The organism is Aeromonas lusitana (genome assembly GCF_002812985.1).
Classification (GTDB): Bacteria; Pseudomonadota; Gammaproteobacteria; order Enterobacterales; family Aeromonadaceae; genus Aeromonas; species Aeromonas lusitana.
In genome coordinates this window covers 127,632-141,599 of the sequence record NZ_PGCP01000013.1, presented here as the reverse complement: position 1 = coordinate 141,599, position 13,968 = coordinate 127,632, and the positions used below count along the sequence as shown (strand labels likewise).

The window sequence follows — 13,968 nt, the reverse complement described above, 5'->3', positions numbered from 1 at the left end:
TTCTAAGGACAGACAATGCCCAGACTCGCGCTTCGACCACTGACCTTGACCTCCAGCCTGCTGCTCTGTGCCTGCAGTGTCCTGCCGCCCGAGACCTACACGGAGCAGGACAAGACCGACCGGATCCGCTTCGATCGCCAGATGATGTACGACCAGCAGGAGCCGGTGACTCACCCCATCAGCTTCTATGAGGCGGCGGCCCGGGCCCTCAAGTACAACCTGGACTATCGCCTCAAGCTGATGGAGAGCGCGCTCGCCGCCGATCTGCGGGATCTCTCCAGCCATGAGATGTTGCCCCAACTGGTCGCCTCGGCTGGCCTCGCCGGGCGCAGCAATGACTCCGGCGGCACCTCAGTCGGGATCGAGGACGGTGAAGTGAGCTTGCGCCCCTCGACGTCGGAGGAGCGTTATCGCGACCTGAGCGGGCTGGGGCTGAGCTGGAGCCTGCTCGACTTTGGCGTCGCCTATTACCGCAACCAGCAAAAAGGCGATCAGGTGCTGATGGCCGAAGAGCGCAGGCGCAAGGTCGCCCAGAACGTGCTGCAGGATGTGCGCAGTGCCTACTGGCGTGCACTGGGGGCCCAGCGCCTGCTGCCCGAAGTCGACAAGCTGCTGGCCAGAACCCGGCTGGCCCTCGACTCTGCCCGCCAGGCCGAGACCCAGGGCTTGTTGCCGCGCCAACAGGCCCTGGCCTATCAGCGCGCCCTCATCGATTCGGTTTCCCTGCTCAATCAGCGCCGCCAGGATCTGGAATTTGCCCGCGCCGAGCTCGCGGCCCTCATGTCCCTGCCCTCCGGCAGCAAGATGGAGCTGGCCGACACCCCTGAGCCCAAGTTGCCTATCCTGGCGCAGACCATAGACAACATGGAGCAGATTGCGCTGGAGAATCGGCCGGAGATCATGGAGGAGTGGTATCGCAAGCGCGCCAACCAGCAAGATATCAAGATAGCCAAGGCCGAGATGTGGCCCAATGTGAGCCTGAATTGGGGTTACAACTACGACTCCAACCAGTATCTCTACAACAACCACTGGTCCGAGACCGGGCTGCAGGTCTCCATCAACCTGCTCAAGATCCTGCGCCTGCCCGCCATCCAGAACATGGAGGTGTCCCAGAAGGTCACCGATGATACTCGCCGGGTCGCCCTCTCCATGGCGGTACTGACCCAAGTCCGGGTCGGCGCCCTGCGCTACAACCTGGCGGCGCAAGAAGTCGCCTTCGCCGACGAGAGCCTGCGGGTGGATCAGAGCCTGCTCCACTATGCCCAGGCCGCTCGCACCAGCGATCAGGGCTCTGAGCTCGAGGTCATCCGCAGCGAAGGGCGCTACCTGCTCTCCCGCTACCAGCGAGAAGCCGCCTACTCCCAGGCCCAGGCCGCCTGGGGTCGGCTCTACAACTCGGTCGGTCTGGACGTACAACCCGAGGCCATCGCCCAGCACGACATCGCCACCCTGGCCCAGGCTATCGAATACACCATCAAGAAGCAGGAGAACCAAGCCTTGCTGACCTCCAATAGCGGAGTGCCCTATGCCCTTGCCGACTAGTGCCAACGTCTCGTGGCTGCTGCTCTTGCCCCTCCTCCTCCAGGCGGCCGAGGCACTTCAACCCGGCCTGCAACAACTGCAAGACGATCCCAACGCCATCCGCATCCTGCTGACCGCCAACCTGGAGACGACCCTCTCCAGCCAGATGAGTGGCACCCTGGGGGAGTTGCAGGCCCGTCTCGGCCAGCGGGTATCCAAGGGCGCCCTGCTGGCCCGTTTCGACTGCCGTGAGGGCGAGGCGCAGGCCCGTGTCGCCCGCGCCGAGCTGCAGATGGCCCGCCAGGATCTCGCCGCCAAGCGTAACTTGCGCAAACTCGATGCGGTCGGGGATCTGGAGGTTGCCATCGCCGCCACCGGGGTGCAGAAGGCCGAGGGAGCCGATGCCCTGTCCCGGGCCCGCAGCAGTTACTGTGATGTGCGCGCCCCCTTCGCCGGCCGCATCGCCCAGGTGCAGGCCAAGCCCTATCAGACCATGAACGCCGGCACCCCCTTGTTCGATCTGGTCAGTGACGGCCCGCTCAAGGTGCGACTCAACGTACCCTCACGCCTGTTGCCCGAACTGCAAGAGGGGCAAGCCCTCGAGATCAATGTGCTCGAAACCGGCAAGCCTTATCAGGCCAGGATCAGCCAGATCAATGCCAGGGTCGATGCGGTGGCCCAGACCGTCGAACTGGAGGCGCGTCTCGATGCCCCTTATCCCGAGCTGGTCGCGGGCATGAGCGGCGTGGCCCGCCTTGTGGAGTCTCATGACTGAATCGCTCCCCTCGCCTCAGTTGCTCCTGGCCCTGCATGCCCTGCGTGATCGGGCCATGGCCGCCCGCAGCCTCAATGCCCTCGCTTTTTCCATGGCCAACGATCTCTATCAGTTGCTGCCGTTTCATCAGGCGCTGGTGTTCAAAAGCCACGGCAAGGCGCAGGAGCTGCTCTGTGTCTCGGGTCTCGCCAAGCCGACCGAAGATTCACCCTACCTCATCTGGCTCAACGGGATGAATATCTGGCTCGATGATCAGGTCAGCGGCAGTGAGCCGGTCTGGTTGGCCCGGGCGGCCCTGAACTTGCCTGAAAACCTGCAGGAAGGGTGGGCCGAGTGGTGGCCGGAAGGGGTGTTCTGCGTCCCGATGCAACATGAGGATGGAACGCGACTAGGCCTGTTCTGCCTGCTGCGCGAAGACGTGCCTCCCGCCGCCTTGCTCCCTCTGCTATCCGGCCTCTGGCAGACCTGGGCCTATTGTTGGCAGAGCCTGACCCACAGCCCCCGTCTGTTCCGTTGGCGGCCGAGCAGGCGCCAGCTCGCTCTGCTGGCCATGGCAGCCGGCGTCATGCTGCTCATCCCCATCCGCCAGAGTGCCCTGGCCCCGGCCGAGATAGTGTCGCGCACCAGCCAGGTGATCAGCAGCCCGCTGGCCGGCGTCATCCAGCAAATGGAGGTGCGCCCCAACCAGCAGGTGACGGCAGGAAGCCCGCTGTTTCGACTCGATGAGACCACCCTGCGCAACCGGGCCGAGGTGCTCACCCAGGAGGTGGGCGTCGCCGATGCCGAACTGCTCGCCGCCAGCCAGCGTGCCTTCGACAATCCCCAGAGCAGGCGTGAGCTGACCCTGCTCACCGGCCGGGCCCAGCAGAAGCGGGCCGAGCTGGCGGGGGTCGAGCTGCAGCTATCGCGCAGCCAGGTAAACGCCCCCAGCGACGGCGTCGCCGTGTTCAGCGATGTCAACGACTGGCTCGGCAAACCGGTCGTGACCGGGGAGCGCATCCTGCTGCTGGCGGATCCCAGGCAACCCGCCATGCGCATCCAGTTGCCGGTAGCCGATGCCATCGCCCTCGAAGCCGGGGCCGATGTCACCCTGTTTCTCAGCGCCTATCCGCTGCAGCCCCTGCGCGGCAAGATCCTGGAGACCAGTTATCAGGCTCAGCCGGGCGCCGAGGGGGTGGTCTCCTACCGTTTGCTCGCCAGCATAGAGGATGCGCCTCCCCATGCCCGTCTCGGCCTCCATGGCACCGCCAAACTCTACGGCGAGCGCGTCCTGCTCGGCTATTATCTGCTGCGCCGCCCGCTGGCCGCCTTGCGGGCCTGGAGCGGTCTCTGATGCTGGAACCCGCCGATCTGCCGCTCCCCGCCCTGCGCGACGATCTGCGCCTCTGTCCGGCCGACAGGAGCATCAGCGGCGAGCCCGCCTGGCTCATCCAGGACACCGTCATCAACCGCTTCTATCGCATCGGCTGGCTCGAGTTCGAGTGCCTGATCCGCTGGGCCGGCCAGACCCCCAGGCGCCTGCAGCAGGCGCTGGAGCGTGATACGGCGCTACACCCCGAGGTGGAGCAGATCCTGGCCTTCTGCCAGTTTCTCGAACGCCACCAACTACTGCGACCCAGTCCTCAGGCAGTAGAGCGGCTGCGCAAAGGGAGCGAAGGCCGGGCCTGGCTGACCGGGCACTGGTGGTTGCACCATTACCTCTTCTTTCGCATTCCCCTGCTGCGCCCCCAAACCCATCTCCAAGGGTTGGCAACGCGGCTCGACTGGCTATTCAGCCCGCTCAGCGCCTGGCTGATCCTGGCCGCCAGCCTGCTCGGCATTCTGCTCACGTTGCAGCAATGGGACAGCTTCACCCATGCGGTAGTGGAGTCTTTCTCCCTCGACGGCCTGCTCAGCTTCGCCCTCGCCCTGGTGCTGGCCAAGACGCTGCACGAGCTCGGCCACGCCCTGGTCGCGACCCGGCTAGGGGTGCGCGTGGCCCACATGGGGATCGCCTTCGTGGTGCTCTGGCCCATGCTCTACACGGACACCAGCGAGAGCTGGAAGCTGACCCACGCCAGACAGCGACTCGCCATCGCCAGCGCAGGGATCCTGACCGAGCTGGCCCTGGCCGGCCTTGCTACTCTAGGCTGGGCGCTGTGTGAAGATGGCCCCTTGCGAAACGGCCTGCTCTACCTCGCCACCACCAGCTGGATCCTGTCGCTCGCGCTCAATGCCAGCCCCTTCATGCGCTTCGATGGCTACTTCATCCTCTCGGATCTGCTGAACTTCCCGAACCTGCACGAGCGCGCCTCGGCCCTGGCCAGGGTGGCCCTGCGCCGCCATCTGCTCGGCCTGCCGGAGCCCTGGCCTGAGTCGTTTCCCCAACATCAGCGCCGGGCACTCATCGCCTTTGCCATCGCCACCTGGTGCTATCGGCTGGTGCTGTTCATCGGCATCGCCATCGCCGTCTATTTTTTGTTCTTCAAGCTGCTGGGGATCTTCCTGTTCACGGTCGAAATCGGCTGGTTCATCGTCTTGCCCGTCTGGCGCGAGCTGACCCATTGGTGGCATTCCCGTGCCGGCGTTACCTCAGGGCGCCGCCTGATGCTCACCCTCTGTCTGCTCGTCCTGCTCATCCTGTTGGCCCTGCCCTGGCACAGCCAGATCAAGGGGGTAGGCGTCGCCCGGGCCGAGCGTCAGCTGCTGGTGTTCACCCCCTTCCCCGCCCGCCTAGAGAAGCTGCGCGCACCTGGGCCGGTCGAGGCGGGAGAGCCCTTGCTGCAACTGGTGGATCCCGATCTCGACTGGAAGGTCCACGGTAACACCCAGAGCATCCAGAGCTACGGCGCTCGCCTCGGTGGCATGCTGGATGACCCTTTCGGGCTGAGCGAACAGATAGCAACCCAGGAGCGCCTGCGGGTGCAATATCGGGAGGCAAATGCCACCAGGGCCGAGATAGACAGACTCAGGCTGGTGGCGCCTTTCCAGGGGCTGTGGCTGGATGTGAGCCCGGATCAGCGCCCGGGTCAATGGCTCAACAGCCAGCAAGCCGTCGGGATCCTGATAGACCCGAGCCACTGGCAGGTCGATGCCTACGTAGGGGCGGATGAGGTCGCGCGTCTGCGCATCGGGGATCCGGTGCGGTTTTACCCCGATGGCGCCGGCGCCCCCCAATTGGGCACCCTGGTCAGTCTGGGCACCACTCGGGTCGGTAAACTCAAGCATCCCATGCTCAGCTCCCGCTTCGGCGGTCCCATCCCCACCAGCCCCCAAGGAGAAGAGCTGCAGCCCACCCATCCGCTGTTTCTGGTGCAGATCCGCCTGGAACAAGCCCCGCAAACCTTGCGTGAGACTCGCGGCAAGGTGGTGTTGGAGGGGAGCCGTCGCAGCCTGCTGGGGGAAGGCATGGCCCAGCTGCTGGCCGTGTTGCTGCGAGAGAGCGGCTTCTAGGGGAGTCGATGTGATGAAAACCGGCATAAAAAAACCGGCCGCGAGGGCCGGTGAAACAGTTCAGGCTTGTCAGGTGACAAACGCACCCAGCGGATGAAGACCGGTTTCAATTCCTTATGAATCCCCGTCCTCTTGAGTACGTGGGATCACTCTATCCCATGGACACTGAATCAAGACTGAACCGTCATGAAATCGTTTCCCTGGGCTGTTTATAGCCGGATCCCGAGGGACTGGCGCAGGTAGGCGCCGGCCCCGAGCAGGCCCGGACCTTCATGGGTAATCAGGAACACGGGAATGTCTTTCAGGTAGGGCTTGAAGCGTCCCTTGTCTTCGAACGCCACCCGAAAACCGGAGCCGATGAAGAACTCCTGGAAGCGCGGCACTATGCCACCTGCGATGTAGACGCCGCCGAAGGTGCCCATGTTCAGGGCCAGGTTGCCGGCAAAACGTCCCATCAGCACGCAGAACAGGCTTAAGGTGCGGCGACAATCGAGGCAAGAGCCGGCCAGGGCGCGCTCCGTGATGTCCTTGGGAGCAAACCCCTCAGGCTCACGGCCATCGGATTTCACCAGGCCGCGATAGATGTTGACCAGACCCGGACCCGACAGCAGCCGCTCCGCCGACACATGACCGAGCTCGGCCCGCATCACCTGCAGTACGGCGTCTTCTTCCTCGCTGTTGGCGGCAAAATCCACGTGACCGCCCTCCCCCGGCAGGCTGAGCCACTGCTCGCCGGCCTGCACCAGATGGGCAACCCCAAGGCCGGTGCCGGCTCCGTAGATGGCGACAGGCTTGCCGACCAGGGGGGCCTCGCCGCCAAGCTGGATGCGATCTTTCTCACTCAGCACGGGCACCGCCATGGAGACGGCGGTGAAGTCGTTGATGACCAGCAGGCGGGCCAGGCCCAGATTGGCCTGCATCTCGCTGATGGAGAATTCCCAGGTGTGATTGGTCATGGCAACCCAGTCGCCATTGATGGGGCAGGCGATGGCGATGCAGGCCTCGCTCACCTCTGCCTTGTGCTCTTTGAGGTAGAGGCTCACAACGGCCTCCAGACTGGGATGGGCCAGGCCGGAATAGGTCTTTGCCTGGGAAATGACACCGGTCGCCAGCTCACAGAGGGCCAACCGAGCATTGGTACCACCGACGTCGCCGACCAGCGCATGGGTATGCTGCATAACTAAACTCCTTCGTTACCAACTCGGGGCGGCCCTTACCGTCCCGATATTATTATTTGGCAAGGATTCTACCCGACCCAATCCCCTGTCCGTCTGTTTGTTGGATGCAAGTGTGCGCCCGCTCACAGTGTTGTTGCTTTGCAACATTTGTAAGCGTTTTCAGGGGGCAAGTGGAAGTTTGTAACCAAAAAGACGAAATAATTAGACATGAGTCATACTTTACGGGGCCGAGGTTAGTTTGGATAAGCGCTTGTCTTGTATAGTCCTCGGGTGAATTATAAACATGCCATGTCGTGAACTTAGTGCAAAGACACTTGAAGCTAAATTACAAAAATGCCTGGTGGTAATGATGAATACCCTCGATAAAATTACGAACAATCTGGAAAGTTTCAGTAAATCAGAGCGTAAGGTGGCTGAAGTGATCCTGGCGTCCCCCCAGACAGCCATCCACTCCAGCATTGCCACCCTCGCCAAAATGGCCGACGTCAGCGAGCCGACCGTCAATCGCTTCTGCCGCCGCCTCGATACCAAGGGCTTCCCTGACTTCAAGCTGCACCTGGCCCAGAGCCTGGCCAACGGCACGCCCTATGTGAATCGCCACGTGGAAGCGGAAGACGGCCCCGATACCTATACCGCCAAGATCTTCGAATCCACCATGGCCTGTCTCGATGCCGCCAAGAACAGCCTGGATATCTCCGCCATCAATCGCTGCGTCGACATCCTGACCCAGTCCAAGAAGATCAGCTTCTTCGGCCTCGGCGCCTCCTCCGCCGTGGCGCGCGATGCCCAGAACAAGTTCTTCCGCTTCAACATCCCAGTGGTGAGCTTCGAAGACATCGTCATGATGCGCATGAGCTGCATCAACAGCAGCGAAGGGGACGTGGTGGTACTGATCTCCCACACAGGCCGCACCAAGGCGCTGGTCGAGATAGCCGCGCTCGCCCGAGAAAACGATGCCACCGTCATCGGCATGACCGCCAAGGATTCCCCCCTGGCCCGCGAGTGCAACCTGGTGCTCTCCATGGATGTGCCGGAAGACACCGACGTCTACATGCCCATGGCCTCTCGCATCGCCCAGCTGGCGCTGGTGGATGTACTGGCGACCGGTTTTACCCTGCGCCGTGGCATGAAATTTCGCGAAAACCTGAAGAAAGTCAAAGAAGGTTTGCGCGAATCCCGCTTTGATACCCCCCACTCTTCCTGAACGCTCGGGGGGCCATCCCCCGACTGTCTATGACACCTTGCTTTGGTGTAGTATTGTAATTTAATAACATATGGCCACACAGAGGGTCAGCAAGCGGGCGCCATGCCATGTGCTTGACGGGGCAGTATTTCAAGTCATATCAACTTCACATTGGAGTCTTTCATGCCAAGACGTACAAAGATTGTAACCACACTCGGTCCGGCGACCGATCGCGACGGCATCCTCGAGGGGATCATCCGCGCCGGTGCCGACATGGTGCGGATGAATTTCTCTCACGGCACTCCTGAAGATCATATCCTGCGCGCCAACCAGGTGCGTGAAATCGCCGCCAAGCTCGGCCGTCATGTCGCCATCATGGGCGATCTGCAGGGCCCCAAGATCCGCGTCTCCACCTTCAAGGACGGCAAGGTTTACCTGGCCATAGGTGACAAGTTCATTCTCGATGCCGCCCTCGGCAAGGGTGAAGGTTGCCAGGAACAGGTCGGTATCGACTACAAGAGCCTGCCAAACGACGTGGTCCCCGGCGACATCCTGCTGCTGGATGACGGTCGCGTGCAGCTGAAAGTCGAGCAGGTCGAAGGCACCCGCATTCACACCACAGTCACGGTGGCTGGCCCGCTTTCCAACAACAAGGGCATCAACAAGAAGGGTGGCGGCCTCTCCGCACCGGCCCTGACCGAGAAAGACAAGGAAGACATCAAGACCGCCGCCCGCATGAACGTGGATTACCTGGCCGTCTCCTTCCCCCGTAACGGCGATGACCTGCGCTACGCCCGCGAACTGGCCCGCGAAGCCGGTTCCAACGCCAAGATAGTCGCCAAGGTCGAGCGCGCCGAAACCGTCGCCAGTGACGAGGCGATGGAAGACATCATCCTCGGCTCCGACGCCGTCATGGTGGCCCGTGGGGATCTGGGCGTCGAGATCGGTGACCCCGAGCTGGTCGGCGTGCAGAAGAAGCTTATTCGTCACTCCCGCCGCCTGAACCGGGTGGTGATCACCGCGACCCAGATGATGGAGTCCATGATCAATGCCCCGCTGCCGACCCGCGCCGAAGTCATGGACGTGGCCAACGCAGTGCTGGACGGTACCGATGCGGTGATGCTCTCCGCCGAGACCGCCGCCGGTCAGTTCCCCATTGAGACGGTCACCTCCATGGCCAGCGTCTGCGTGGGCGCTGAGAAGCACCCGAGCCTGAACGTCTCCAACCACCGCATGAGCTACACCTTCACCTCGGTGGAAGAGGCCGTGGCCATGTCCACCATGTATGCCGCCAACCACCTGGAAGGGGTCAAGGCGATCGTGGCACTGACCGAGTCCGGCACCACGCCCCTGCTGATGTCCCGCATCAGCTCTGGCCTGCCGATCTTCGCCATGTCTCCCCACAACAAGACGCTAGCCTGGACCAACCTCTACCGCGGCGTCACCCCCGTGCTGTTTGACGGCGACGAGAGCAAGCCGGTCTACGAGGTGTGCCGCGAGGCGCTGGATGCCCTCAAGGCCAAGGGCCTGGTTCAGAGCGGCGACATGGTGCTGCTGACTCACGGCGACAAGATGGAAACCGTGGGCAGTACCAACACCTGCAAGGTGATGATGGTCGAATAAGTACCCATCGACATCCACAAAAACGGCTCCCGCGGGAGCCGTTTTTTATGAGATTCATTCTGGCTTAGCCACGAAACAGCTCCACCTTGTCGCCATCCTGCAGGCTGCCGGCGCCGCGCACCACCACCTTGTCCCCCTGCTTGAGGGCGCCGCTCACCGCCACCTGGTTGCTGTCACCAAACAATACCGTCACCGGAACCCTGCTGACTTTGAGCTCTTTCCCCACCTGTTTTGCCTGGTATACCACGCTTCCTTCAGTATTAAGCACCAGTGCATCTCTTGGCAGCAGCATAGTCCGCTGCTGACCGAGGGGCAAGGCCACCCGCACCGGCGAGCCTATGATGAAACGGCCCGGCTCCGGTTTGAGCCGCAGCTCGATGAGGCGAGACTTGGGGTCCGCGCTCGCCGCTCGCTGGTAATAGACGCCGTGACCACTGAGCTGCTCCCCCTCTACCCGCAACCTGGCCCCGTCTCCCAGTTGCTGGGCCCAGACGATGGGCGCCCGCAGCCTGATGTCAGGCTCATCCGGGTTGACCAACTCCAGCGCTTTTTCGCCCGCATCCACGTGCTCCCCCGGCTGGATGAAGTGATCGTTCACCACCCCATCGAAGGGGGCGAAGATGTGGGTCCGCCGCAGTTGTTCCTCGATCAGGCGAACCTTGACCCTGGCCAGCCGCTCGGCCAGGGTCGCCTGCTCCACGTCGTAGCGCGCCTTGTCATACTGGCTCCGGGAAGCGCTCTTTTGCTGATGCAGCCGCTCGAGGCGCTGGAACTCGGCCTTGGTGAAGCGCAGGTTGCTCTCCTCCTTGGCCTGCTCGGCCTGGGACTGCTCGAGCGAAAGTCGCAGTGCGGCGCCATCGAGGCGCAGCAGCTCATCTCCTGCCTTGACCCGGCTGCCGAACTCGGCAATCCACTCCACCCGGCCGCTCACCTCGGCGCTCAGGGCCGCCTGCTGACGACTCGCTACGGTGCCGCTGACCCAGATGCTGGCCGCCGCATCCCCCTGGGTCACATCCGCCAGGGTCACCATCTTGGCCTGGGCCGACAGACTCAGGCCGAGGGCCAGGGCCAGCAGCATCCTTGATATCACTCGCTTCATATTGCGCTCCTTGCACACTCCCGCTGCCCGATGGCGTGCGGCGTCTCCACCCGCTCCCCCAGTCGCAGGAAGGCGGGTAACAGGATCAGGGTAAACAGGGTGCTGCAGCTCATGCCGCCGACGATGACGGTGGCCAGTCCCCGGTAGATCTCGCTGCCCTCGCTCGGGCTCAGCATCAGGGGCAACATGCCGAAGATGCTGGTCAGGCTGGTCATGGCGATGGGACGCATCCGGCTTTGCAGCGCATCGGCCACCGCTTCGGGTCGGCTCATCCCTTCCCGCTCCGCGGTGCGGGTCTGGTGCACCAGCAAGATGGCGTTGTTGACCACCAGCCCCAGCAGGATGACGAAGCCTATGATGGTCAGCAGATCCATCGGCAGCGGCACCAGCAGGCCGCTCAGGTGCAGCGCCAGCACGCCTCCAACGGTGGCAAGTGGCAGGGTCAGCAGCACCAGGATGGCGTCTTTCAAGGAGGCGAACACGCCCCACAGCAAGATGAGCAGGATCATCACGGCAAACAGGAAGATACTGCCGAGGTTGTCCAGCGCCTGTTGCAGGCTGTCGGCATTGCCGGCGACCTGCAGCTCCCCGCCCGCCGGCAGGATTGGCCGGATGGCGGCGAAGCTCTTGCTCTGCAAGGTCTCCAGCACCTGCTCCATGCTCATGCCTTGCGGCGGGGTGATCCAGAGCTGGATGCTGCGCCGGCCGTCGGCCCGAAAGATGCTCTCCGGCCCCAGGTTGTGCTCCACCCGCAACAATTCGCCGAGAGGCACAATGCGCCCGGACGGGGTCGCGAGCGGCACGGCCCTGAGCTCATCCGGGTTGGCCGAGCTCTGCCCCATCAGCAGGATATCCAGCCTGTCTTCCCCATCGAAATACTCGCCCACCCGCAGGCCATCCCCGAAGGTCTGGATGATGGTGGGCATGGGGGTGCGATCCCAGCCCACCTCCGCCAGCCGCCTGTCCTGCGGCACCAGCCTCAGCTCGGGGGCGGTAAAGTCGAGACCGGGCTCGGGCCTTACCTGGGCTCCCGGCAGGTCTTTTTGCACTATGTGCATGCTCTCGCGGGCCGCCCGATAGAGCTCGGGCAGGGTGCCCCCTTGAATGAGCAAGGAGATGCTGTTCTCGCTGTCGAAGCCGCCAAACAGGGAGCCCTGGCCGCCGAAGGCCTGGGTGTCCGGGATATTGGCGAGCAGGTCGTCCATCAGCAGGCGTTCGAGCACCTTGATCTGGGCCTCGTCCTTGGGGCGAACCCCGATCTGGGCGCCGCCCGGGTAGCGCAATATGTAGTAGTTCTTGAGGGCCGGCTCCTTGAGCCCCTTCATATAGGGATCCAGCCGGGCGATCAGGGTGTCTATCACCTCTTCGCGCTGGGCTTTGGGGTTGACCCCAGGGGTGAAGGTCATCCACACATCGATGGCGTCGCGCTTTACGTCCGGCAGGTAGTTCATCTTGGGCAGCAGCAGCCAGCTCGCCAGCACGGGCAGGCTCATCATCAGGGTGATGATGGTCCAGCGCCGGCGAGGGGTCGCGGTCAAGCGGATCACGTGGCGGGTGGTGCGCTGCCACAGGCTGTCATAAGGGTCCGTTAGGCGTTCGCGCCCCATCCAGCGCGCGGCCACCGCCGGCAAGACGGTCACCGCCACCAGCATGGAGACGGTGACGGCGCAGGCGATGGTGAGGGCGAGATCCGCAAACAGCTGCCCCTCGACGTCGTTGAGCAACAATACCGGCAGGAAGATGGCGACCGTGGTCAGGGTCGAGGCCACCAGCGCCGTCCAAACCCGGCTGGTCCCCTCCAGCGCCGCCTCCGCCTTGCTGATATCCCCCCGCTCGTGGCGCCGATAGATGCTCTCCAGCACGACGATGGCCGCATCCAGCACCATGCCCACCGCGAAGGCGATACCGGCAAGGGAGATGACGTTGAGGGTGCGCCCCATCACCTTGAGCAGGCAGAAGGTGAGCATGATGCTGATGGGGATGGCGATCGCTATCATCAGGGTCGCCTTCAACTGGCGCAGGAACAGCCAGAGGATGGCGCAGGAGAGCAGCACCCCCAGCCCCAGGTTGGCGGTCACCATGCCCACCGCCCGGTTGATGTACAAGGAGGCGTCAAACGACTGCTCCATATGCAGACCGACCGGCTCCAGCACTTCCCGGTTGAGCTCCCCTACCTTGGCCTTGATCCCCTCTAGTGCCGCCAGCGCATTGGCGCCGCTCTCCTTGAAGATCTGGGCCGCGATGGCGGTGTTGCCGTTCTGGATGCGCAGCACCGGGTTCTCCTCCCGGGCCAGCCGCACCTCGGCCACGTCCCTCAGGTAGATGGGCAGGCCATCGCGCCAGTCCACCACCTTGTCCCCCAGCGTCTCCACGTCGTAGCGACCGGCGAAGCGCAGCTTGTACTCCCAGCGGCCTATGTCGAGGGTGCCGGCGGACACGTCCCAGTCGGTGCTGGCCCGACTGGCGAGCACGGGGATCTCCACCCCGAGCTCGGCGGCGCGGTAAGGGTCGAAGCGCACCTGGATCTGACGCTCGTTGATCCCCTCCACCTCCACGGTGGAGACACCGGGGATCCGCTCCAGCTCAGGTTTGACCCGTGCCTCGATCAGCGCCTGGTGATCGTCTATCCCCCCCTTGGCGCCGGACAGTTGCTGGATGAAGAAGAAGGTGAGGGTGTCGTTGCTGCTGTAGTTGTTGACGTAGGGGCCATCGATGCGGTCCGGCAGACCGGAGACCCGGTTCAGCCGTGAGATGACGTCGAGCTGGGCCCGCTGCATATCGGTGCCGAGGGCAAACTCCATGTTGATCTCGGTGAAGCCGGGGTAGCTGTTGCTGCCGAGGCTTGTCAGCCCCTGCACCCCCTGCATCTCCTGCTCTATAGGGTCGGTTATCTCGGACTCCATCTCTTGGGGCGAGGCGGAGCGCCAGCTCACCGAGATATTGAGGTGAGGACGTTCGATGTCGGGGAACAGCTGGATAGGCAGCCCCCGGATGCTGAGCAGGCCCAGCAGAAAAATAAGCACGACCGAGACCGCCACCCAGATGGGGCGTTCGATCGCCGTTTTGGCGAGGTTCATTCACTCTTCCTGAGTTGTTGTTATCGGCCATTCCGCTGGCCTGGCTTCCTGCCCAAGGGTGAGGGCCATTGCATTAAACT

General features: G+C 63.3%; 9 protein-coding genes. 6 read left to right on the top strand and 3 right to left on the bottom strand.

Annotated elements, in window-relative coordinates:
* Positions 1-15: 15 nt before the first annotated feature.
* Genes CUC44_RS09560 through CUC44_RS09545 form a run of 4 tightly spaced genes read left to right on the top strand, consistent with a single transcriptional unit; the run spans position 16 to position 5,728 of the window.
* On the top strand, positions 16-1,542 hold the full coding sequence (locus CUC44_RS09560; protein ID WP_100859734.1) for a TolC family protein: 1,527 nt from the start codon (positions 16-18) through the stop codon (positions 1,540-1,542).
* On the top strand, positions 1,526-2,296 hold the full coding sequence (locus CUC44_RS09555; protein ID WP_100859733.1) for an efflux RND transporter periplasmic adaptor subunit: 771 nt from the start codon (positions 1,526-1,528) through the stop codon (positions 2,294-2,296). Before CUC44_RS09560 ends, CUC44_RS09555 begins: the two co-directional genes overlap by 17 nt.
* Complete coding sequence (locus tag CUC44_RS09550; RefSeq protein ID WP_100859732.1) at positions 2,289-3,629, top strand: efflux RND transporter periplasmic adaptor subunit; 1,341 nt, start codon at positions 2,289-2,291, stop codon at positions 3,627-3,629. Before CUC44_RS09555 ends, CUC44_RS09550 begins: the two co-directional genes overlap by 8 nt.
* Entirely contained in the window at positions 3,629-5,728 is a 2,100-nt protein-coding gene (locus CUC44_RS09545) for a site-2 protease family protein (protein WP_100859731.1), read from the top strand. Before CUC44_RS09550 ends, CUC44_RS09545 begins: the two co-directional genes overlap by 1 nt.
* 209 nt (positions 5,729-5,937) lie before the next feature.
* On the opposite strand, the gene glk is transcribed toward CUC44_RS09545, so the two are convergent.
* Positions 5,938-6,906 carry a glucokinase gene (gene glk / locus CUC44_RS09540; protein ID WP_100859730.1) on the bottom strand — a complete coding sequence of 323 codons (969 nt, stop codon included), beginning with the start codon at positions 6,904-6,906 and terminating at the stop codon, positions 5,938-5,940.
* A gap of 349 nt (positions 6,907-7,255) precedes the next feature.
* Between glk and CUC44_RS09535 the strand changes: the two genes are divergently transcribed.
* Positions 7,256-8,110, top strand: coding sequence for a MurR/RpiR family transcriptional regulator (locus tag CUC44_RS09535; protein ID WP_167388850.1), 855 nt, complete (start codon positions 7,256-7,258; stop codon positions 8,108-8,110).
* Between the two features lie 162 nt (positions 8,111-8,272).
* Positions 8,273-9,712, top strand: coding sequence for a pyruvate kinase (gene pyk, locus CUC44_RS09530; RefSeq protein WP_100859728.1), 1,440 nt, complete (start codon positions 8,273-8,275; stop codon positions 9,710-9,712).
* A 64-nt stretch (positions 9,713-9,776) separates the two neighbouring features.
* Here pyk and CUC44_RS09525 read toward each other — a convergent pair whose 3' ends face one another.
* Together CUC44_RS09525 and CUC44_RS09520 are read right to left on the bottom strand one after the other, a co-directional pair.
* A complete protein-coding gene (locus tag CUC44_RS09525; RefSeq protein ID WP_100859727.1) occupies positions 9,777-10,811 on the bottom strand; it encodes an efflux RND transporter periplasmic adaptor subunit in 1,035 nt (344 codons plus the stop codon).
* Positions 10,808-13,888, bottom strand: coding sequence for an efflux RND transporter permease subunit (locus CUC44_RS09520; RefSeq protein ID WP_100859726.1), 3,081 nt, complete (start codon positions 13,886-13,888; stop codon positions 10,808-10,810). Before CUC44_RS09520 ends, CUC44_RS09525 begins: the two co-directional genes overlap by 4 nt.
* Between the last annotated feature and the right edge of the window lie 80 nt (positions 13,889-13,968).

Bases quoted from the DNA above. Each gene is read 5' to 3' on its own strand.
- CUC44_RS09520 (WP_100859726.1), bottom strand. From the start codon at position 13,888: ATGAACCTCGCCAAAACGGCGATCGAACGCCCCATCTGGGTGGCGGTC.
- CUC44_RS09555 (WP_100859733.1), top strand. From the start codon at position 1,526: ATGCCCTTGCCGACTAGTGCCAACGTCTCGTGGCTGCTGCTCTTGCCC.
- CUC44_RS09560 (WP_100859734.1), top strand. From the start codon at position 16: ATGCCCAGACTCGCGCTTCGACCACTGACCTTGACCTCCAGCCTGCTG.
- CUC44_RS09525 (WP_100859727.1), bottom strand. From the start codon at position 10,811: ATGAAGCGAGTGATATCAAGGATGCTGCTGGCCCTGGCCCTCGGCCTG.
- glk (WP_100859730.1), bottom strand. From the start codon at position 6,906: ATGCAGCATACCCATGCGCTGGTCGGCGACGTCGGTGGTACCAATGCT.
- pyk (WP_100859728.1), top strand. From the start codon at position 8,273: ATGCCAAGACGTACAAAGATTGTAACCACACTCGGTCCGGCGACCGAT.
- CUC44_RS09545 (WP_100859731.1), top strand. From the start codon at position 3,629: ATGCTGGAACCCGCCGATCTGCCGCTCCCCGCCCTGCGCGACGATCTG.
- CUC44_RS09550 (WP_100859732.1), top strand. From the start codon at position 2,289: ATGACTGAATCGCTCCCCTCGCCTCAGTTGCTCCTGGCCCTGCATGCC.
- CUC44_RS09535 (WP_167388850.1), top strand. From the start codon at position 7,256: ATGAATACCCTCGATAAAATTACGAACAATCTGGAAAGTTTCAGTAAA.